18 protein-coding genes and 1 tRNA gene are annotated in these 21,988 nt (G+C 50.0%); 13 read left to right on the forward strand and 6 right to left on the reverse strand.

All coding sequences use genetic code 11. From position 1 onward, the window contains the following. Window positions 1–24: 24 nt before the first annotated feature. The gene (gene recQ, locus GM557_RS04750) at window positions 25–1,845 is read left to right on the forward strand and encodes a DNA helicase RecQ (RefSeq protein WP_370513445.1); all 1,821 of its coding nucleotides are present in this window, start codon (window positions 25–27) and stop codon (window positions 1,843–1,845) included. Between the two features lie 21 nt (window positions 1,846–1,866). Here the strand turns inward: recQ and GM557_RS04755 are convergent, their stop codons facing one another. Then, complete coding sequence (locus tag GM557_RS04755; protein ID WP_196424593.1) at window positions 1,867–2,355, reverse strand: copper chaperone PCu(A)C; 489 nt, start codon at window positions 2,353–2,355, stop codon at window positions 1,867–1,869. Window positions 2,356–2,520: 165 nt separating this feature from the next. Between GM557_RS04755 and nrdR the strand changes: the two genes are divergently transcribed. From nrdR to thiL, 3 genes are read left to right on the forward strand one after another with little or no spacing between them, the layout of a single operon-like run. Continuing rightward, complete coding sequence (nrdR, locus tag GM557_RS04760; protein ID WP_155573521.1) at window positions 2,521–2,997, forward strand: transcriptional regulator NrdR; 477 nt, start codon at window positions 2,521–2,523, stop codon at window positions 2,995–2,997. After that, on the forward strand, window positions 2,994–3,482 hold the full coding sequence (gene nusB, locus GM557_RS04765; RefSeq protein ID WP_155573172.1) for a transcription antitermination factor NusB: 489 nt from the start codon (window positions 2,994–2,996) through the stop codon (window positions 3,480–3,482). The genes nrdR and nusB overlap by 4 nt, the downstream gene beginning before the upstream one ends. A gap of 5 nt (window positions 3,483–3,487) precedes the next feature. Further along, window positions 3,488–4,432 (forward strand): thiamine-phosphate kinase, encoded by a 945-nt coding sequence (gene thiL, locus GM557_RS04770; protein WP_155573173.1) that lies wholly within the window; start codon window positions 3,488–3,490, stop codon window positions 4,430–4,432. Window positions 4,433–4,447: 15 nt separating this feature from the next. Here the strand turns inward: thiL and GM557_RS04775 are convergent, their stop codons facing one another. Further along, a complete protein-coding gene (locus tag GM557_RS04775; protein ID WP_155573174.1) occupies window positions 4,448–5,629 on the reverse strand; it encodes a hypothetical protein in 1,182 nt (393 codons plus the stop codon). Window positions 5,630–5,690: 61 nt separating this feature from the next. On the opposite strand from GM557_RS04775, the gene GM557_RS04780 reads away from it, so the two are divergent. The 5 genes from GM557_RS04780 to GM557_RS04800 all read left to right on the forward strand — a co-directional run bounded on the left by GM557_RS04780 (window position 5,691) and on the right by GM557_RS04800 (window position 11,073). Continuing rightward, window positions 5,691–6,494, forward strand: a complete 804-nt coding sequence (locus GM557_RS04780; protein WP_155573175.1) for an SDR family oxidoreductase — start codon at window positions 5,691–5,693, stop codon at window positions 6,492–6,494. An 83-nt stretch (window positions 6,495–6,577) separates the two neighbouring features. Next, window positions 6,578–7,561 (forward strand): glucokinase, encoded by a 984-nt coding sequence (locus tag GM557_RS04785; protein WP_155573176.1) that lies wholly within the window; start codon window positions 6,578–6,580, stop codon window positions 7,559–7,561. A gap of 66 nt (window positions 7,562–7,627) precedes the next feature. Continuing rightward, window positions 7,628–8,263, forward strand: a complete 636-nt coding sequence (locus tag GM557_RS09035; protein WP_155573177.1) for a phosphatase PAP2 family protein — start codon at window positions 7,628–7,630, stop codon at window positions 8,261–8,263. A gap of 206 nt (window positions 8,264–8,469) precedes the next feature. Further along, complete coding sequence (locus tag GM557_RS04795) at window positions 8,470–9,906, forward strand: SEL1-like repeat protein (protein WP_155573178.1); 1,437 nt, start codon at window positions 8,470–8,472, stop codon at window positions 9,904–9,906. A gap of 144 nt (window positions 9,907–10,050) precedes the next feature. Then, window positions 10,051–11,073: a hypothetical protein gene (locus tag GM557_RS04800; protein ID WP_155573179.1), complete on the forward strand. Its 1,023-nt coding sequence runs from the start codon at window positions 10,051–10,053 to the stop codon at window positions 11,071–11,073. A 9-nt stretch (window positions 11,074–11,082) separates the two neighbouring features. Here the strand turns inward: GM557_RS04800 and GM557_RS04805 are convergent, their stop codons facing one another. Further along, window positions 11,083–11,691 carry a hypothetical protein gene (locus GM557_RS04805; protein WP_155573180.1) on the reverse strand — a complete coding sequence of 203 codons (609 nt, stop codon included), beginning with the start codon at window positions 11,689–11,691 and terminating at the stop codon, window positions 11,083–11,085. A 104-nt stretch (window positions 11,692–11,795) separates the two neighbouring features. Between GM557_RS04805 and GM557_RS04810 the strand changes: the two genes are divergently transcribed. After that, the gene (locus GM557_RS04810; protein WP_155573181.1) at window positions 11,796–12,854 is read left to right on the forward strand and encodes a hypothetical protein; all 1,059 of its coding nucleotides are present in this window, start codon (window positions 11,796–11,798) and stop codon (window positions 12,852–12,854) included. 625 nt (window positions 12,855–13,479) lie between these two features. Here the strand turns inward: GM557_RS04810 and GM557_RS04815 are convergent. Beyond that, window positions 13,480–13,553 (reverse strand) — tRNA-Cys (locus tag GM557_RS04815). 148 nt (window positions 13,554–13,701) lie between these two features. On the opposite strand from GM557_RS04815, the gene GM557_RS04820 reads away from it, so the two are divergent. Next, complete coding sequence (locus tag GM557_RS04820) at window positions 13,702–15,189, forward strand: TolC family outer membrane protein (protein WP_155573182.1); 1,488 nt, start codon at window positions 13,702–13,704, stop codon at window positions 15,187–15,189. Between the two features lie 93 nt (window positions 15,190–15,282). Next, entirely contained in the window at window positions 15,283–17,988 is a 2,706-nt protein-coding gene (locus GM557_RS04825) for a valine--tRNA ligase (RefSeq protein WP_155573183.1), read from the forward strand. Between the two features lie 70 nt (window positions 17,989–18,058). Here the strand turns inward: GM557_RS04825 and ilvD are convergent, their stop codons facing one another. Next, complete coding sequence (gene ilvD / locus GM557_RS04830) at window positions 18,059–19,918, reverse strand: dihydroxy-acid dehydratase (RefSeq protein ID WP_155573184.1); 1,860 nt, start codon at window positions 19,916–19,918, stop codon at window positions 18,059–18,061. 174 nt (window positions 19,919–20,092) lie between these two features. Here ilvD and msrA point away from each other — a divergent pair, with 174 nt between their 5' ends. Continuing rightward, on the forward strand, window positions 20,093–20,635 hold the full coding sequence (gene msrA / locus GM557_RS04835; protein ID WP_155573185.1) for a peptide-methionine (S)-S-oxide reductase MsrA: 543 nt from the start codon (window positions 20,093–20,095) through the stop codon (window positions 20,633–20,635). Between the two features lie 38 nt (window positions 20,636–20,673). On the opposite strand, the gene GM557_RS04840 is transcribed toward msrA, so the two are convergent. Beyond that, entirely contained in the window at window positions 20,674–21,987 is a 1,314-nt protein-coding gene (locus tag GM557_RS04840) for an AAA-associated domain-containing protein (RefSeq protein WP_155573186.1), read from the reverse strand. Between the last annotated feature and the right edge of the window lies 1 nt (window position 21,988).

Consider the following 21,988-nt stretch of genomic DNA (forward strand, 5'->3'; position numbering starts at 1 on the left):
GAGGCTTCAGGGTTTGGAAACCCGATTGATAGCTTCCCCCGTTATATTGGCGAGACGCCGGAGACCGTACTGCACCGGGTTTTTGGTTTTGCCTCCTTCCGAGGATTGCAAGAGGAGGCCGTTCGCACGGTTATGAATGATGAGGATGCTTTAGTCCTCATGCCGACTGGGGGTGGTAAAAGCCTGTGTTATCAAGTCCCTGCTTTGTGCCGAGAGGGGGTAGGGCTGATTATCTCCCCGCTCATCGCGTTGATGGAGGATCAAGTTGCAGGTTTGCGGCAGCTTGGCGTGCGGGCAGCGGCTCTCCATTCTGAGATGGAGTATCAAGACCAACTTACAGTCCAAGAAGATTTAACGTGTGACCAGTTGGACCTCCTTTATATCTCCCCAGAGCGTCTTTTAACCCCGTATAGTTTGAACCTCCTCAAACGCTGCCGTTTATCTCTCATTGCGATTGACGAGGCGCATTGCGTTTCAGCATGGGGGCATGATTTCCGCCCAGAATATCGTGAGCTTGCCCATCTTAAACAGCGTTTTCCCCATGTCCCTCGCATTGCTTTGACAGCAACAGCGGACCCACGGACACGCCGCGATATTTTAACGGCTTTAGATATGCCCGATGCGCATATTTTTATGGGGAGTTTTCATAGGGAGAATCTGTTCCTTCAAGCGCAACCCAAAATCGCTGAGATGCAGCAGGTATTAACCGCTTTGAGCCGCCATATGGGGCAGGGGGCGGCTATTATTTATTGCGGTAGTCGTAAGAAAACAGAGCTTATGGCGCGGCAACTCCGAGAGAAAGGCTATACGGCTTTTGCCTTTCATGCAGGCATCTCCCCTGCGGATAAACGGGCTGTGTTATTGCGTTTTCGCTCTGGCGAGCCGATGGTAATTGCGGCGACTATTGCTTTTGGTATGGGGATTGACCGACCCGATGTGCGCACCGTTATCCATTTAGAGATGCCAACTTCCCCAGAGGGCTATTACCAACAGATTGGTCGTGCTGGGCGAGATGGGGAAGCCTCCCATACGTTATTGCTTTATAGTGGTGAAGGGGTGGCACGGGCGCGTTATTGGCTAGATGAATCACAAGCCCCTGAGAGTGAGAAAAAGGCTATGCAAGGGCGGTTGGAGAGCATGATCTCCTTAACCGAAACCACTGGATGCCGCACACAGGCTGTCTTAGCCTGTTTTGGTGAAAGCCTAAATGAGCCTTGTGGGCATTGTGATAATTGCCTCAACCCTCCCTCTACCTTTGATGCGACAGAGGCCGCGCAAAAAGTACTCTCTACAATTTATCGGACTGGGGAGCGATTTGGCATTGTCCAGCTCATCGCTGTTTTGAAAGGCAAGATGACTGAGGCGGTAGAGCGTCATGCCCTCCAACATCTTTCTGTCTTTGGCATTGGGAAGGATAAAAGCGATATATGGTGGCGCATGGTCATACGCCAGCTTATCGCCCGTGGTGCTATTGGCATGGTGGGAGAACATGGCGGCTTTGGGTTACGGCGCGATGCGGCCCGTCCGATTTTACGCGGGGATGTTGCTGTGCAGTTGCGGGAAGATAACTCTTTGCATGCCCTTAAAAACGTCACATCAAGACCGAACCCAGCAGAGGAACTCTCTGAAGAAGAACACCGTTTATTCCTCGCGTTAAAAATGTGGCGGCGTGAAGAGGCTTACCAGCAAGAGATTCCGCCCTACCTTATCTTCCGCGATATTACCCTGCGCGAAATTATCCGCGCTCACCCAATGGATAAGCCCGCTCTAGGAGAGGTGAAGGGGGTTGGCCAACGTAAGGTTGATCGCTACGGCGATGCTGTTTTGGCTATTTTGAACGCATAATAAGGCTGGTGCGAGCAGCCATTACGGGCCGACATTTCTCTCCTCAACAATCGGTTGCATTGTAAAGGAGGCAGTTACATCCCCTACATTTTGGAAGTGAAATGTAAAAGAGAGCGCATTCCCCGGTTGATAAGGGACTTTCAGCCCGTGGCAAATAAGATGATACTCACTGGTGGGAAAAACAAGCGTACTCTCACGCGGGATGGCCATATGTTGGAACATATCATCCATATCGTTAGGTGATTGAATGGCAACTTGGCTATTCCGGTTAGAGGTTACGCTATTGCAGCTAGGGGAAGAAATACCGCGCAATAATAAATCGGTTGTGCTGTGATTGGTAAGAGTGAAGGTCCCAAAAGCAAAAGGGGCCTCTTTATAGCGTGTATGTAAAGCCGTATCGCTAACGGTAATGTCCTTAACACTCGGTGCTGTAGGTGTATTAGCGGCCATTGCTATGCTGCTCTGAAACGCTAAAAGTAACGCAGCTGCTGAAAAGGCACTATATTGCATAATTATATCCTCTCTCATTCTCGCGGAATGACGTTACGAAACGCCTCAAGAGCGCAGAAAAAGACCCTTTCATATTCCTCAATGCGCTTATTTCCGATAGACTGCGTGGCATGTTGGGTCAAGCAATCAAGCGTGGCCTTACCGTTATTGTTTGTGGAATATGCCATGCATTGCCCTTTTTGTGGACATCAAGAAACACAGGTGAAGGATAGTCGCTCCACAGAGGATGGCGCGGCTATTCGGCGGCGGCGTGTTTGCTGTGCATGTGCCCAACGCTTTACAACGATTGAGCGTGTGCAACTGCGCGAGCTTACCGTCATCAAGGCTGATGGCCGCCGCATCCCGTTTGATCGCGATAAGCTTGCGCGCTCTATTCGTATTGCGTTGCGCAAACGCCCTGTTGATGATGTTCAACAAGAGCATTTGCTTAATAAGTTAGTGCGGCAGCTAGAGGCTTCTGGCGAGCAAGATATACCATCGCGGCGCATTGGCGAGTTAGCAATGGAAGCTCTCCGTAGCCTTGATGGCGTGGCTTATGTCCGCTTTGCAAGCGTGTATAAAGATTTTCGGGAGATTGAGGCGTTCTCGAAGATTCTTACTGATATGAATATGCCTTCTAATCCCTCGCAGGAAACCTCATGACTAACGCGCCTTCCGCTCCTCCTCGTAAACGCAGCCGCACGATTGCCCGCATGGCGGCAACGCAAGCTCTGTATCAATGTGAACAAACTGGCATGAATGCGGAATCTGTCCTCGCAGAGTTCTCACGCCATCGCCGGAATAACTCCGCCGGTAGTTTTGAGGATGGTTATATTCCTGATGCCGACCTTACTTTGTTAGATGAGATTGTTCTCCAAGCTGTAGCAAAGCAAGACGCTATCGATGCAGCTTTGGTGCAATTATTACCCGAGAGCTGGCCTATGGGACGGCTGGACCCGGTGCTTCGTGCCCTTTTACGCGCTGCTCTCGGTGAATTGATGGCCGATTTGCCCGTTCAAATTGCTATTAATGAATATCTTGATGTTGCTCATGGCTTCTTTAACGGGGATGAGCCGAAGATGGTCAATGGCATTTTGGATAAGTTCGCGCGTCAGAAAGCTGAAGGCAACAGCGCGACACAAAGGTAAAATCTATGGGTGAGTTTGATTTCATAGCACGGCATTTCCGTCCCTTAGCGGGAGCTGGTGCTATGGAGCTGCGTAATGATGGTGCCGTGATGGACCTTCCCGCGGGGGAGGAGCTTGTTCTCTCTAGCGATACGATGGTCGAAGGACTGCATTTCCTCCCTGATGACCCTGCTAAAACCATCGCGCAGAAGCTCTTACGCTGCAATCTTTCCGACCTCGCTGCTATGGGTAGTCGTCCTCGTGGTTATATGTTGAACATAAGCGTTCCGCCTCATCGGCATTATGATGAGGCATGGTTTACTGATTTTGCAAAAGGACTCGCTGAGGACCAAAAAACCTTTGAGTTTCATCTGTTAGGAGGGGATACGACTGGCAGCCCATCCCCGTTGGTGCTCGGTGTTACGATTTTGGGGAGTGTCCGTAAGGGTGAAGCCCTCCGCCGGGATAGAAGTCAGCCGGGCGATGGTGTTTGGGTAACGGGGAGTTTAGGGCGTGCAACTCTTGGGTTGCAGGCGCGGCTGGGAGCGTTAGAGGATGAAGATGGCTCTTTAACCCAAGCCTATCGCGTACCAACGCCGCGCATTGGCTTATCCCTTTATGGGATTGTGAGTGCCGCCATGGATATTTCAGACGGGCTCATCCAAGATTGTGGTCATATCGCTGAAGAATCAGGCGTCTCCATCACGCTATATGAGGAGAGATTGCCCCTTACCCCGGCTGTTCAGAAGCATCTTGCACAGCATAAAGAGCGTATTTTGCTAGGGGGCGATGATTATGAGCTGCTCGTTACATGCCCTGCCGCAAAAGAAGCAGCCCTACAAGCGCAGTGCGCTGCACAGTCTGTTCCCATTACGCGGATTGGGGAGGTGAGAAAGGGAGCAGGGGTTACAATGTTGGATGAGGAAGGTAAGCCGCTCCGTTTTTCTCGCTCCGGGTGGCAGCATTTCTGAGAGAAACACTGCGCCTTATGCGGGAGGTAGTTCTTTTTCATATAAACGATGCCGTTTATGCGGGTGAGGGACGAGCGATTCGGCAAGATTTCTCATACCTGTATCACTTTCCAAAACCCAGCCGAGTTCGACCCATGTATAAGGCAAATTATGCCCCCGGCGCATCAGCTCAACAATCGCGAGGGATGGCAGGAGTGAGCCAAGCATGGTCCCGCGCAATTTGCTCGTAACACCAAGGAGAATCACGCGGGCGGAATGAAACTTATGTGTCGCTAAGCGATAACCGAGGCGCACCCATCCCAGCGGGCTAGGGGCCCCGCCTAAATCCCCTGCAATATCGTAAAGATTCGGCAATACCATAGCCATGGCAACAGGCTCACCATTCTGGTCAATCTGCACATAATGCTCGGGGCGGAGTAACGGCTTGATTTGCTCAATCATGGCCGTCATCTCATAATCCTGCATGGGCACAAAATTATATTTATGTGACCACGCATCATTATAGAGCTTCCGCAGCACTTCCCCTTGGGTGGTGATTTCTTTTTTGGAGAGATTCCGCGTTGTGATGCTGCTTAACCGCCCTTCGCCGAGCTTCAAATTACCGGGGACTTTAAAACGTTCCTCCGTATTATCACCTAGCTCTAAACGATAGCTTAGGAGGTCTTGCGTCTTTTTATAGCCAGCTTGGCGAATAAACTCATCCAAGCCTTTCGGATGCCAAGGAATCGCAATCATAGGGGCAGAGCATTGCCCATCCACCATGGTGCCAGTCTCCGCATTTCCACTAAGGGTCACAGGGCCGCGGACCTTGGAAATCTGCCGTTTTTGTAGCCATTCCTCTACCTTCTGTAGAAGGGCGGAAACAATGGGGGATTCTGGCAAAGCATCTAACGCGCCAAATTGGCCGATCACTTCCTGCCAATGTTCAATGGCTTTGAGATCAACAATAGCAGCGATTCGCCCAACTGGCTTGCCATCACGCCATGCAAGGAAGTATTGAATCTCAGCATGCCGGAAAACAGGAGATTCCTTAGGGTTTAGTAAATGCCTCTGCTCCATATCCAAAGGGGAGACAAAGCCTGTCATTCCTTTGTAGATATGACGCGGAAGTGTGATAAAACGACGCAAATCTCCCCGTGTTACGACGGGACGAACATCGATCTCACCAGATTGAGGGTTTGACGCTTCACATTGCATAGCAATGGCTATACGCGTACATGACCTTTCCCGCTAGAGGGTAAAAAATGAAAGGGCCACTATGTCCAGACCAGAAAAAGAGACAATGACAGTGCGACATCACATTCTTATTACGGGGGCTTCCAGCGGTATTGGGGCAGCTCTAGCAGCCTATTACGCACGTCCCGGCGTGTTGCTGACATTGTGGGGACGCAATGAGGAGCGTCTTGAAAATACGGCGTCCATCGCTCGTAAAAAAGGGGCCGCGGTAGAGACGCTTTGTATCGATTTAACGCAGGCAGACAAAGCTCTAGCGGCTTTAATTAAGGCAGATGATGAATGTCCGGTCGATATTTTGATTCTCTCAGCTGGGATGGCCGATATTCGCCCACATAATGCCCTTGCTGAATCTGCGGAGACAGCTTTGCGGATGTCCATGGTCAATTTTGCCACACCAGTGGCTATGGCTACAGAGATGGCAAATCGTATGGCAGAGCGGCGGCGTGGGCGCATCGCATTGATGGGGTCTGTCGCTTCGTTCCATGACCTCCCCTTAGCAACCGTGTATAGTGGATCTAAGGCAGGGATTGGGCGGTTTAGCACGGCTCTGCGTGCCGCGATGGACCCTTACAACGTGCGCGTTTGCCTGATTGCTCCCGGCTTTATTGATACCCCTATGAGCCAGCGTCTCGATGGTGAGCAAGCCTTCCTTGTGCCTGTCGATAAAGCCGCACGTAAAATTGCACGCAGCATTAATGCGGGGCGGGCTGTTCTCGTATTCCCATGGGTGTTCCAGTTGACGCGCCTGTTGGAGATGCTTCTTCCACGCCCGATTGCGCATCGGATTTTGCGGCGTCTGGATGTGATGCAACACCCAGAGGGATAGTGATTTTTGATCAAACTTGCAGCTCTCAGCGTAGCGTGGGAAAAGGGGGGTATATGCCTTTAGGTGAAATGAAGGACGAGTCCATGAAAGAAATTGTTGCCGTTGATATTGGTGGCACCCACGCACGTTTTGCCATTGCGCAAGTTAAAGAGGGCAAAGTTGTCTCTCTAGGTGAGGCTACAACGCTAAAATGTGCCGAGCATGCTTCGCTTGCATTGGCATGGGAGGCTTTTGAGCGGTCTTTGGGTCGTTCCGCCCCACGGGAGGCCGGTATTGCTGTGGCTTGCCCTATTAACGGCGACATCCTCAAAATGACTAACAATCCATGGATTATCCAGCCAGCTCAATTAGGAGCACGGTTGCATTTAGATGATTTTGTGTTGGTCAATGATTTTGGTGCGATTGGACATGCTGTTGCTCAAGTCGGCCCGGAATATATGAATCATCTCTGTGGCCCCAACACAGACCTGCCGAATACGGGAACGATTACGATTTTAGGCCCCGGCACAGGCCTCGGTGTTGCACTTCTTCTGCGGAGAGAGCAGGGGTATCATGTGATTGAGACAGAAGGCGGGCATATGGATTTCTCTCCGCTTGATGCCATTGATGATCATATTCTCTGCGCCTTGCGGGCACGTTTCCGCCGTGTCTCTGTGGAGCGAATCGTCTCTGGTCCGGGGCTGACAAATCTTTATGAAGTCATCGCGGAATTGCAGGACCGCCCTGTCACTATCAAGGATAATCGTGCCTTGTGGACAACAGCGATGGAAGGGACGGATAATCTCGCTGCGGCTGCGTTAGAGCGTTTCTTCCTTAGTTTGGGGGCTGTGGCTGGGGACTTAGCTCTTGCTCATGGTGCGCATGGTGTTGTGGTTGCTGGGGGCCTTGGGCAAAGATTAGCGAATATTCTGCCTCATTCTGGTTTTGCAGAGCGTTTCTTAGCGAAAGGGCGTTTTGAAACTATGATGAGCGAAATGCCTGTAAAGATTATTACGCATCCTCAGCCGGGCCTTTATGGGGCGGCGGCGGCTTATGCAAGCAAGCTTGCTCATAAAGTCAAAGCTTAAGGCATCTTTTATAGGGTTCTCTCGCTTAGAAGGTGAGGGAACCCTCTCCATAAAGGGGCGTAGAAGGTGAGGTTCACTCCTTTTGTCATGGTGATTCTTGCAGGGCTTGCTGGCTATGCTGGCTTTGTAGCAGGGCATCATAGGCCATCCTTTACGAGGTCACGTCTCCCGCCACCACCTGCTTTGGGCTCGCGAGATGCTGAGCTGGATAAGCAGATATATCTAACAACGCGACAGTTGATAGGATCGGCACGATGGCAACAAGCCGTTGAGGATGCAAAACTGAATGATGAAGGGACTGTTCAAGCTTTTGTAGAGGTTGAACAACTGCATCTCTCCCCGGTGGAGAAAGAAGCCCTCATGCAGCGATTGAGAGTCGTGCAGGCTATGGCACGCCGCGCTATGGGCGGAGAGAAATATATTTGGCAACGCCGCCGCCCCTTTATAGATTATGGCGGGCAAAGTTGCGTTATTGATATTCAACGCTTTCTCACAAGTTGGTCCTATCCCTCGGGCCACACGGTACGTGCCTACGCGCTAGCATTGGCTTTATCGAAATTATACCCCGAACATCGAGCTGCCTTCCTAGCAAAAGCCCATCAATTTGCAGAAAGTCGCGTGATTTGTGGGATGCACTGGGCGTCCGATATTAAGGCAGGTGAAGCATTTGCAACTCGATTGATGGAGACTGTTGCCCCGTAGCTAGGCGTATGCGTGCAATGGGCATAAAAGCTAGATTTTATTCAGTTTAGAGGCTCCTTTGCAGTGTCATCCTTATTATGAGGGACTGCGAATAAAGTTACCCAATGTTGCTATACAATTCGGGGTTTGGTGAGGGGATTGCTTCTTAATAATCCCTTCTCTATTCCAGTGATTCAGTATAATTATAATATCAATAATGGATTTATATGGAGTTTAATATGAGAAAGAGCGTAATTGGTTTATTTATTCTCTCAAGTTTCTTACCCCTAAAAGCATATGGATATCCTAAAGTTAAAAAAGATAATGTGCAGTATAATTCGGAGGGTTCCTATGAAAGAGGCCGAGGAATACCGCAAGATTATGAGAAAGTATTTGAACGGTACCAAAAAGCAGCGGAGCAAGGAGATGCTAAGGCTCAGTATAATTTGGGAGTTTCTTACGAAAACGGTGAAGGGGTTCCGCAGGATTATAAAAAAGCTGTTGAGTGGTATCAGAAAGCAGCAGAGCAAGGGTATGCTCCAGCTCAGTATAATTTAGGATTTTCCTATTATCATGGCCAAGGAGTTCCGCAGGATTATAAAAAAGCTGTTGAGTGGTATCAGAAAGCAGCAGAGCAAGGGTATGCTCCAGCTCAGTATAATTTAGGATTTTCCTATTATCATGGCCAAGGAGTTCCGCAGAATCATGAGAAAGCGGATGAATGGTTGCAAAAGGCAGCAGAGCGAGGAGATGCTAAGGCTCAGTTTAGTTTGGGGATTCTTTATTATAACGGCGAAGGAGTTCCGCAGAATTATAAGAAAGCTGTTGAGTGGTACCAGAAAGCAGCGGAGCAAGGGTTTGCTCTTGCTCAGTTTAATCTAGGAGTTGCCTACGATATTGGTCAAGGGGTTCCGCAGGATTATAAGAAAGCATTTGAATGGTTGCAAAAAGCAGCGGAGCAAGGAGATGTTAAGGCTCAGTTTAAGTTAGGGGTCCTTTATCATGATGGCCAAGGAGTTCCGCAGAATTATAAGAAAGCTGTTGAGTGGCTCCAAAAGGCAGCTGACCAAGGGTATACTGACGCTCAGTATAATTTAGGGATCCTTTATTCTGATGGCCGAGGAGTTCCGCAGGATTATAAGAAAGCTGTTGAGTGGCTCCAAAAGGCAGCTGACCAAGGGTTTGCTCTTGCTCAATCTAATTTAGGATTTTCCTATGCTATCGGCCAAGGCGTGCCACGGAATTACGAGAAAGCTGCTGAGTGTTTCCAAAAGGCAGCGGAACAAGGGTTGGCTGACGGTCAGTATAATTTAGGATTTTCTTACGAAAACGGCAAAGGAGTTCCGCAGGATTATAAGAAAGCCATTGAATGGTACCAGAAAGCAGCAGAGCAAGGGGTGGCTGACGCTCAGTATAAGTTAGGATTTTTTTATGATAACGGCGAAGGAGTTCCGCAGGATTATAAGAAAGCAGCGGAGTGGTATCAAAAAGCTGCTGACCAAGGGTCTGCCTCAGCTCAGTATAGGTTAGGACTTTTCTATGCTATTGGCCGAGGAGTTCCAAGGGATTATACGAAAGCTATTGGATGGTTCCAAAAAGCAGCGGAGCAAGGGTTTGCTCAAGCAAAATCTATACTAAAAGAATTCTCAAAAAGTCAGCCTTAAATACATTATATATGTGCTGCCCCGTAAGGTGTGGAATTAGCGCATCGGTCATGTCGAGTGTGGGTCCGTTTCTTCATGCCTTTTTGATGTTGTAGCATAATTTCGTTGTAGGGGGGTGAAGACATGTTACGGTTGGGGGTTGTGATGCGGGGATTTGTTGCGGGGATTTTGAGTTTTGTGGCGTTTGTTTTGATGCCTGGTTTGGGTGTTTGTGCTGATGGGATACCGCCTATAGAGGAGGGGTTGAAGATGGTTGCGGCGCAGCAGCAATATGCGTTGCAGCGGATGGGCTTGAGTGCGTCGTTAGCGCGGCAGGCTTTGTGGGGGGCGAAGTATAAGCCTGAGTCTATGTGCGCGCAGCATGTGAGTTTGCTGTTGAGCGGGTATGATGCGTTGCATCCTGAGTTCCCTGATGATGGGCCGCCGGATAAGGATAGGCAGGAGCGTATTCGCTTAGCGAATTCTGGGTCATGGCGGTTTGTTTACGATATTGAGCAAGTGCATATTTGTAGTAAGGCCTTTTTGGATAAGACGCCTGCGAAGCCTGTAGTTCGTAATCATGCAGAGGTGGTTGCAAGGGACTTTCTAACCGATCGTCAAGGGACGATTAAGGCAATGATTGACGCTGGTGTAGAAAAAGGTGTTGCGGAGAGTGCAGCTGTTCTTTTAACGACTCAAAAAGGAAGGTTTGAAGCCTGTGCTGTGACAGTAGACCTTTTATTGCACGCTCATCAACCGTTGATGGGGCTGGATACGGATATTGCCCGGGAGTTGAATGCTCGGAGTTTTGAAACAGCGGAAACAGATTGTGACATTGGGCGGATGTATCAAGACCCGAATGCGGAAGACCCTTATGCGCCATCGATTGAGCGGTTATTGAAGGCTTTTCGGGAGGACCGGAAGGGGACGATTAAGAGGTTGAAGAAAGTGGGCGTCCGATGGGATCATGCTGAGGATGCGGCAGATTTAGTTCTTTCCCAGAAGGGGCGTTATTGGCGTTGCGCGGTTATTGTAGGGGGGTTGTTGGATAATATGGGGTATGAGTGGGGGGATATTACCCATCATGTAGATGCGATAAATAAGGGGTTTTATTACGTAGGGAGTACGGTTGGCGATGGGGTTTGTGATGTGGATAATATGAATCATGACCCGCGAGAGGGATGGTAGAGCAAGGGGTTAGGTTGCTCCGTTGTGAGGTGGTTTTTGGCCGAGATTGGTGCGGATGCAATCTATGGTTGTGTGCCATTTGCCTTCCGCTATTTCTGTTGAGACTTCATGTTGGATGGCAATGGGGAGCCATAGGCCATCCCAAGGGGCTTTGCTGATAAGCTGGTGACTTTGGTTGGTGAGGCTGTTCGGTTGGCTTTGTGGAGGGAGCCAGTTTGCGGGAGCGTATTTGCTATCTAGGGTGAATGGTTGCCAGAAGGCGATGTCTGGGCGGAGGAGTGTTGTGATGGTTGTTCCGGCCTCGTTATATTTGGGGTAGCCAACCATACCATTTTGGGCGGAGATGATGGGTATTGATTTTTCTTGCCCATTTGGAGGGGTGCCAGTGTAGGAGCCGCCCCAGATTTCAACTACCCCTAGATGGGCTGTTGTTTGGGAGATTTGCTGCTTGTAGCTGTTGGGGAGGTTGTTAGTCTCGTCTTGCGTAATGGGGGTGTAAGGTCGGATATTATATTTGATATGTGTTGCGTTTACAACCCCCTTTATTTGGTCTAGCGCAGTCCCAGAGCGGTAATGGTTGGTGAGGGGGGCGTTGTTATCATCGCTCACAGAGAGCATGATGCTGGTGCGGCCGGGAAGAACGTGGTTGAGGAATGTTAAGGTGACAATATGGTTTATTTGTTGATAGGGTGGCTTTGACTTTGTGATTATTGGGGGGTGTGATGCGGGGCATTGTTGCGGGTATTTTGAGTTTTGCGGCGTTTATTTTGGTGTCTGGTTTGGGTGTTTGTGCTGATGGGATACCGCCTATAGAGGAGGGGTTGAAGATGGTTGCGGCGCAGCAGCAATATGCGTTGCAGCGGATGGGCTTGAGTGCGGCGTTAGCGCGGCAGGCTTTGTGGGGGGCGAAGTATAAGCCTGAGTCTATGTGCGCGCAGCATGTGAGTTTGCTGTTGAGCGGGTATGATGCGTTGCATCCTGAGTTCCCTGATGATGGGCCGCCGGATAAGGATAGGCAGGAGCGTATTCGCTTAGCGAATTCTGGGTCGTGGCGGTTTGTTTACGATATTGAGCAGGTGCATATTTGTAGCAAGGCCTTTTTGGATAAGACGCCTGCGAAGCCTGCTTATAACCCGGAGAATGATTCTGTTCAGATTATGGTGCGCGAATTTCGAGAAAATCGGCAGGGTGTGATTGATGAAATGGTAGAAGGAGGGATTGATAGGTCGGTTGCGGAGAATGCGGCTATTCTCGTGAGCTCACAGAAAGGAAGGTATAGGTGGTGTGCGCAGACGTTGAATAATGTATTGAATCGTCGGATGCCTGGTATGCCGGTCGGTAAGGAGGATGCGCGCGAGATGAATCTGCGCAGTTATGAGACGGCGGAGAATATTTGTGACGTAGGGTTGATGTATCAAGACCCGAATGCGGAAGACCCTTATGCGCCATCGATTGAGCGGTTGCAGAGAGCTTTTCGGGAGGACCGGAAAGGGGTGATTAAGAAGTTTGTGAAGGTTGGCGTTAGGCGTATGTGGGCGGAGAATGCAGCGGATTTAGTATTGGCGCAGAAGGGGCGGTATCGACGATGCGCTGTCATTATGGGAGGATTATTGGATAATATGGGGTATGAGTGGGGGGATATTACCCACCATGTACAGGCGATTAATGAGGGGTTTTATACTACTGGTGGTTATCCCGGAGGGGGAGGAGGAAGTGGCGTAGGAGATAGTATTTGTGATGTGGATAATATGAACCAAAATCCTCAAGAGGGGTTATGGTGAGGGAGGCGTGTTTAGGGTTGTGAAGCATTAGGGTATTTCCTATCGAAGGGACGGTTTTTGGCCGAGGTTAGTGCGGATGCAGTCAATGGTTGTGTGCCATTTGCCTTCTTGCATTTCTGTTGAAACTTCATGTTGGATGGCGATGGGTAGGGGCTTTGCTGATAAGCTGGTGACTTTGGTTGGTGAGGCTGTTCGGTTGGTTGGGGGAAGGAAGCCAATTTTGAGGGGCGTATTTGCTCTCTAATATAAGAGGTTGCCAGAAGGCGATGTCTGGGCGAAGGAGTGGTTCTTTATGATACGGCCATGGTAAACTCAGCCCTAGCTTTATCTCGCAGGCGTCTGGCCTCTGCTAGCGTTATCTTTGGATATTATTGTTCGAACTTTATTGGCTGTAACTTAGGCCCGTTGGGCCAAACCAGTATATAAAGCCCCTGTGAGTTAGTAATCTTATACTTACTGCGGATTCTGTTATCTATCCCGCCTCAACGCTATGCCTGTCAGCATACCTTTTCAAAATCATGGGATACACCGGGGCGCATCAAAACCAACCGGAATGGTCGATACCCTGAGAAAGGCCGTTACTCAAGGGGCAGGGGGCGCACTGGAAGAGAGCGAGATAACACTGTGGAGGTCTGGGCGGGAATCGAACCCACATACGCGGATTTGCAGTCCGATGCATAGCCATTCTGCCACCAGACCTCAGCTGCGCTCTCTCTATTAAAGATTATGTCGCTCCGGTCAATAGGGAAAAAACATTCAAGATTTTTTTTACTTATTTTTCACCCTGTTCTGCCTTATACTCACGCCAATGGTTTTTTGTAACTGCAGGCCCTGATAGATTATCGCTATGACATTCCCTCTCTTCGCATTTTTGAAAAATAGACGGTCTATTCAGCTTGGACTAGGGCTTATTACAAGCTTAGGGCTGGGGGCTGGTTATGCGTCCGCGCAGACGATTGAGGGGGCAGGTCGCTCCGAGTTTATCCCTCATACACTAAAAGAAGCCCTCTCTATGGCGTATCTAACCAATCCTCAGCTGCGTGAAGCAAGGGCGCAGTTGCGTGCTGTGGATGAGCAAATGTCCGCCGCTATGGCCGGTTGGCGTCCGACCATTACTGGCAGTGCGGGTTTAACCTATTATAAAGGGAGTAGCCGTTATAGTCAGTTAACTGAGTTGATGGGGCGCAACGTAAAAATCCCGAACGAGCAGCGTTATAGCAATGGCGGTTATAATGCTAGTGTCTCTGTTACGCAGCCAATTTATCAAGGTGGTAAGACGGTTGCGGGCATTCATATGGCTAAGAACCAGATTTTTGCTCAACGTGCCCGCCTCATCGCGACTGAGCAGCAAGTTTTATATAATGCGATGGAAGCTTTTGTGAAGGTTGTTGGTAATAAGCAACTCCTTCAGGTGAGTATTAATAACGAGCGGTCCTTACAACAACAACTTGACGCTACGAATCGCCGTTTTCGTCTTGGGGAGCTAAGCCGTACTGATGTTGCGCAGGCGCAAGGGGCTTTGGCTACCGCTACGGCGGAACGTCAGCAGGCTGAGGGAACATTCCAAGCGGCACAAGCAAGTTATTTACAGACCATTGGTGTCCCGGCTCCGCCGGATCTCGTGCCACCTCAGCCTTTGGCCCTACCTGTACGGACAGAAAAGGAAGCTGTGGATGAAGCCGTGCGGAACAATCCGAATGTGATTGCCGCACTTTTTAACGAGGCGCAGCAGAAGGATAATATCTCCGTCCAAATGGCTGCTATTTTGCCGAAGATTACAGCAGGCTTAGGGTATCAACGCTCTAGGGACCAAGCATCAGATGATTCTTTGCAAGATAACAAGTTTGCGTCTCTGACGTTGCAAGTGCCTATTTATCAGGGGGGCAGTGAATATTCGGCGGTACGTCAGGCACGGCAAACAGCTATTGCAGCACGACATGAGGTAGATGTACAGCGGCGTTTGGCTCTGCAACAAACATCATCTAGCTGGCAATATTATATAGCAACGCAAGAAACGCTAAAAAGCAATAAAGTTGCTGTCTCCTCTAATTTGGCTGCCCTTGCTGGGGTGGAGCGGCAAGCTCTGATGGGGACAGCGACAACCTTATCTGTTCTTCAGCAGCAGCAATCTTTATTGCAAGCTCAGCGTCTTTTAATTCAAAATGCAGCAGCTTTGGTGACATCATCTTACGATATTGCGCGCGCTATGGGTCGTCTCACGGCGATTGATCTGAAATTGGACGTCCCACTTTATGATGAAAAAGCCTATTATAACGCTGTGAAGACCCGCCTATGGGGCGTTGGCGATTATAAAACGAATATTCCGGGACGATAAAAGGGGTTTTTCTAAGGGCGGCCTATCGGCAAGCCTCACGGTCGATGATATGAAGGTCTTATCAATGAAGACCATATATTAAGATGTGAGCGCATGCCTAAACAGACCTCCCACACACCCTTAGCTGCCTCTGAGTTAGAGAAGGCCTTCACCCCGGCTGATTATGAAAATACGCTTTATAAGCAATGGGAAGAGTCTGGTATTTTTGAGGCTCACCCTGAGGATAAGGGCACAGCCTATTCCATCATGTTCCCGCCGCCGAATGTGACGGGGACACTCCATCTCGGCCATGCTCTGACCTTTACCTTGCAGGATATTCTTATTCGCTGGCAGCGGGGGAAAGGGGCGAATGTTTTATGGCAACCCGGCACAGACCATGCTGGTATCGCTACCCAAATGGTGGTTGAGCGTGCTTTGGACAAAGAGGGCATAAACCGTAAAGAGCTGGGCCGCCCGCGCTTCATTGAGCGCGTCTGGGAGTGGAAGAATGAATATGGCGGCACGATTATCAAGCAATTACGCAGGTTAGGGGCCTCTGCTGATTGGACGCGTGAACGCTTTACAATGGATGCAGGCCTCTCACGCGCGGTGCGTAAGGTCTTTGTTCAGCTCCATAAAGAGGGGCTTATTTATCGGGACCGCCGTTTGGTGAATTGGGACCCGGTATTTCGTTCTGCGATTTCTGATTTAGAGGTGGATAATAAAGAAACTAAAGGCTCTATGTGGTATATCCGCTACCCGTTAGAGAGCGGAGCGCATATCACCATCGCCACGACCCGGCCAGAAACTATGCTGGGTGATGTTGCCGTAGCGGTGAATCCAGAAGATGAGCGTTACCAAGCCTTCATCGGGCAGAAGGTTATATTGCCTCTAACGGGGCGTTCTATCCCCATTGTAGCGGATGAACATTCCGATCCAGAAAAGGGAACAGGGGCTGTTAAGATTACTCCTGCTCATGATTTTAATGATTTTGAGGTCGGTAAGCGGCATAATCTCCCTGCCCCAACTATCCTTGATGAAGGGGCCTGCATTTGGCTGGATGAGGTGCGTGGAGAGTTCACCCAGCATGATGGCATTAGCGATTTAGAGTTTGTCCATTCCCTAGAAGGGCTACATCGCGATGAAGCGCGTAAAAAGATTATCGCGCGGCTTGAGGCGATGGAATGGCTGGAGAAAATCGAGCCGCATACTCTACAAGTCCCGACTGCGGAGCGTGGGGGGGCTGTTGTAGAGCCACGTCTGACACTGCAATGGTATTGCGATGCACCCAAACTCGCTCAACCTGCTGTTGATGCGGTTAAAAACGGGGCTATGAGCTTTGAGCCACGCCAGTGGGAGAACACTTTCTTCGCGTGGATGCGAGAGCTTCAACCATGGTGTATTAGCCGTCAATTATGGTGGGGGCACCAAATCCCCGCATGGTATGGCTCCGATGGTAAAACTTATGTGGCAGAGAGCGCGGAAGAAGCCCAACAACAAGCGGGGCCTTCTGTATCCTTAACGCAGGATGAGGATGTACTTGATACATGGTTCAGCTCAGCCTTATGGCCGTTTACGACCTTGGGATGGCCGGATAAGACAGAGGCATTAGAGTTCTATTACCCAACCAGCACATTGGTCACAGGGTTTGATATTATCTTCTTCTGGGTATCGCGGATGATGATGATGGGCCTTCACTTTATGGGGAAGGTGCCCTTCCAGAAGATTCTTATTCATGGGCTGGTGCGGGATGAAAAAGGGCAAAAAATGTCCAAGTCCCGCGGCAATGGGATTGATCCGCTGGATTTGATTGCCGAATATGGGGCTGATGCGACACGTCTGGCTATTGCGGCCGGGGCCGGGTTGGGGCGTGATATTAAGCTTGGGCGCGGTAAGGTGGAGGAGCATCGTGCTTTCATCACCAAGTTGTGGAATGCCTCACGCTTTTTGCAGATGAATGGTGTGAAGCCCCACTTAGAGTTTAATCCAGCTAAGGTGCAATCAACATTAGCGCGTTGGATTGTGGAGGAAGCGCGCAAGGCTGTTGTGCAAGCTGATGCCGCGCTGGAAGCATCACGCTTTGATGATTATACGCGCTGCTGTTATCAGTTCGTCTGGAACATCTTTTGTGATTGGTTTGTCGAGTTCTCCAAACCTGTATTCCGTAGCGGTGGGGCAGAGGCGGAGGAGTTAAAAGCGGCTGCTGCCTATGTTCTGGGTGTCATCTTACAGATGATGCACCCCGTTATTCCTTTTGTCACAGCAACCTTATGGCAGAAATTGGGGTATCATGGGGCCTCCATTGTGGGGCACTGGCCGACTATTCCAGAGAGGAAAGAGGCTCACGCTGCCGCGGATGAAGTGAATTGGGTGGTTCGTCTCATTAGTGAGGTGCGAACCGTGCGGGCAGAGATGAACGTGCCGCCTTCACAAAAGGCACCACTTCTCTTGCGTGATGCTTCGGCTCAGACAATCGAGCGTGCCCAGAGCTGGAAAGCGGCGATTGATCAAATGGCGCGTGCGTCTGAAGTGACAGTTCTTACCAATGAGCCGCCGAAAATGGCCGCGCAAATCATCTTAGATGAGGCAACCATTTTCATGCCGCTTGAAGGTGTGATCGACCTCGAAGCTGAAAAGACGCGCTTGAATAAGGAAATTGCCCGTCTTGAAAGCGAGATTGGGAAGGTTGAAAAGAAGCTCTCTAACGAGAACTTTGTCGCGCGTGCTAAAGCGGAAGTTGTGCAAGAGAACCGGGAGCGGTTGGAAACCTTCCTGCATGAGTTGAAGAAACAAAAAACCGCTTTAAGCCGGATTAGCTAGGCGTTGCATCATGCTGAATCAAAAAGCCTGCCCTTTTGGAGGCAGGCTTTTTTATGGGGAATCTTAACGCTTAGACGGAGCGTTTTTTGATAATAATCTGAGATAGGTCGCGCACAGCCCCATGTGCTGCGCTGGTCGTCATGGCGGCATAAGCTTTTAGAGCAGTGGACACAATACGCTCACGCTGCGGTTGCCAGCCTGCGGCCCCTTTGGCGTCCATAGCTGCACGCCGCGCTCCAATCTCCGTTGCGGCAACGTCCAAATGTAAGACGCGTTTGGGAATATCAATGATGATGGCATCGCCTTCCTCAACAAGGCCGATTAAGCCACCCTCTGCAGCTTCTGGTGACATATGCCCAACAGAGAGGCCAGAGCTCCCCCCAGAGAAGCGGCCATCAGTAATGAGGGCACAGGCTTCTCCCAACCCCATAGATTTCAAATAGCTGGTTGGATAAAGCATTTCCTGCATGCCCGGTCCACCTTTGGGGCCTTCATAACGGATGACAACAACATCGCCGGGGATAATCTGCTTACCCAAAATGGCTGTGACGGCGGCATCTTGGCTATCAAACACTCGAGCGCGCCCTTTGAATGTCAGGATATTCTCAGCAACGCCCGCTGTTTTTACGATGGCTCCATCCGTTGCTAAATTACCATAAAGGACAGCTAACCCACCATCTTGGGAGAAAGCATGATCCTTATCCCGCAATACACCAGCCTGACGGTCTGTATCCAATGTTTTATATTGGCTTTTTTGGGAGAAGGCCTCAACAGTTCTCACACCACCCGGTGCGGCTTTAAAGAAGGCTGTTGCTTTCTCCTTACCATGGGCAATATCCCATTCTGCAAGGGCTTCTTTTAAGCTGGGCGTATGAACAGTAGCTGCACTCGTATCAATCAAACCAGCACGGTCTAACTCCCCAAGAATGGCTGGAATCCCTCCAGCGCGGTGGACATCTTCCATATGAACATTCGGTACAGAAGGCGAAACTTTGCAGAGATGTGGCACTTTGCGGGAGAGAGCATCAATATCGCTCATCTTAAAATCAACGCCTGCCTCGTGTGCGGCGGCGAGGAGATGCAGCACGGTGTTGGTGGAGCCTCCCATGGCGATATCTAACGTCATAGCATTGGTAAAGGCTGCTTTTGTCGCAATCCCACGGGGGAGCGCGCGCTCATCTTCTTGCTCATACCAACGGCGGGCAAGCTCAACGCTCAAACGGCCAGCCTCAAGAAAGAGGTTTTTCCGCTCACTATGCGTTGCCAGAAGGGACCCATTGCCTGGTAGAGACAGCCCTAAAGCCTCTGTCAAGCAGTTCATAGAATTAGCGGTGAACATCCCAGAGCAAGACCCACATGTTGGGCAGGCTGACCGCTCTACTTGGGCGGAAACATCATCACTAACGCGCTCATCCGCTGCGGCCACCATGGAGGTTACAAGGTCCACTGCGCGCTCAATGCCGTTCATATCCGCTTTGCCAGCCTCCATAGGGCCACCAGAGACAAAAACGGTCGGGATATTCAGCCGAAGCGAAGCCATTAACATGCCCGGCGTAATTTTATCACAATTACTGATGCAGACTAACGCATCGGCACAATGGGCATTGACCATATATTCCACAGAATCAGCAATCAATTCCCGCGAGGGGAGGGAATAGAGCATCCCGCCATGACCCATCGCGATGCCATCATCCACGGCGATTGTATTAAACTCTTTAGCAACACCGCCGGCTTCTTCCACCGCGGATGCGACTAATGCCCCCATATTTTTGAGGTGAACATGACCGGGAACAAATTGGGTAAAGGAATTAGCGATGGCGATAATGGGTTTATTAAAATCATCATCCTTCATGCCGGTTGCACGCCATAGAGCGCGAGCCCCCGCCATATTGCGGCCGTGAGTACTAGTATGAGAACGATAGGCGGGCATGAAGAACCTCGTTTAAAAAGAAACGCTCAAAGGCATGTTGTGGTAAGAATAGGTAACATAAAATAAGAAAAATGAAAGATGTGAAAAGCATCTCTCATTTCCCTTTGCTCCCCTAGCTAAATGCATTTAGCTTCCCATATGATAGGGGACTGATTTATGAGACAAAGAGGCGTTATGGCAGAGGCATCATCAATTATCCTCGGAGGCGGTTGCTTCTGGTGTGTTGAGGCGATTTTTAAGGGATTGCGTGGTATTATAACCGCTAAACCCGGTTATGCAGGCGGGCATACGGAGCATCCACAGTACAAAGAGGTATGCACAGGCCATACAGGCCATACGGAAGTTGTAGAGCTTCGTTTTGATCCGCGCGAGATTAGCCTTGAAGATATTCTGCGTGTTTTCTTCACCACGCATGACCCAACACAACTTAATCGACAAGGCGATGATGTGGGGACGCAATATCGGTCCGTTATTTTTGGAGATGAGGCCCAGCAAGCCATAGCGAGGGCAATTCGTGATGAAATTGCCACGCAAGGGATTTGGAATGACCCCATCGTAACAGCGATTGAAGGTCCGGCTCATTTTTGGGAGGCCGAAGCAGACCACCATGATTACTTTGCGCGCAACCCCGAAACCGCTTATTGCGCCGCCGTAGTGGCCCCTAAGGTTGCTAAGGCACGCAAGCTTTATCGCGATCGTCTAAAGCCAGCAGACTAGGATAGTCTTTCCCCAACCCCTAAAAAGGTGGCGGGCTGTTATTCTTCACTTTCTAGTAAGATGCGGTCCGTCTCCTCATCATAATCGAACAGATTGGCATAACGTGCCCATGAGATGGCCGTGTTTAATGTCTGCCGAGCAAAGCTTATCGACATAGATTCTTCCAATCGCCGCCGAAAGACGTCTGCATCAATAGCGTGGCTGTTGCGTTCATCCAATGTGCCGCGAATCAATTTTAACAGTGGAACAGCATGGAGCAGAGCGGCACGCATAATATCGCGCCGTGCATCAGCATCGGCCTCCACAAAGGTACGTCCGGTTTGGGTTAAGATAATATCGCCATCCTCAAGGTCAGCGAAGTCCAATAATTGCAATGTTTCTCCTAATGGGAAAAGGTCATCCAAAGTCATTTGGAGATGTTGGGCTAATTCTGGGAGGTCAGCACGGCCAGAATGAGGCGCATGTTCCAACGCTTCCATAAGTCCGACCAACATCTCGATAGATAAATCAGGCAAGACAAGGAACAGCTCGCTTTCATCCTGTATCTCTGCCGATGGCATGGCTTCCGCCTCCGAGACACTAGGGGCGCGCAAGGTCATCAATGTATAAATCTGGTCCACAAAATGACGGAACTGCTCATCATGCCGGTTACGTGGGTGCGGGAAGGGGACACGGATTTCATGCGTGATGCGCCCCGGCCCCGATGAAAAGAGCAATATCCGGTCACACATTAAAACGGCTTCTTCAATCGCATGGGTTGCGAGAACCATAGCTTTAAGCGGGCCTAGGCGATGTTCCTGCCATAATTCAATCAAATCGGTTCGCAGATTTTCGGCACTCAGATGGTCAATATTTAAAAAAGGCTCATCTAGTAACAAAATCTCAGGTTGGCGAGCTAGGGCACGTGTCAGAGAGGTACGCTCTGCTAATGCATCGGATAATTCTCTCGGATAAGCCCCTTCATAGCCATCCATATCCAACACCTCGATAATCGCACTGGCTATTTTTTCCCGCTCTGCTTTGGATTGGCGTTTAGCTTCTAGGGCAAGGAGAATATTCTCCCGTACGGTCAACCACGGGAAAAGAACATCATCTTGCAAAATGATGGATACCCCCTCCAAAGCTAGGGGAGTGGCTTTATCATCCTTCCAAAAAACAGTGCCCGTTTTAGGCTGCTCAAGCCCGGCCATGATTTTTAATAAGCTTGATTTACCAGAGCCAGAACGCCCCACAAGGCCTAGAATCTCACCCTCTTGCACCTCCATATTAATCTGCTCAACAATAGGAAGGTCTTGGTTACGGGCCTTTTGAGCAACTTGTGTGCAGTCAACTAGGCGTAGAAGTGTATTCATG

Origin of the sequence: Bombella sp. ESL0385 (assembly GCF_009725755.1) — a bacterium.
Classification (GTDB): domain Bacteria; phylum Pseudomonadota; class Alphaproteobacteria; order Acetobacterales; family Acetobacteraceae; genus Bombella; species Bombella pollinis.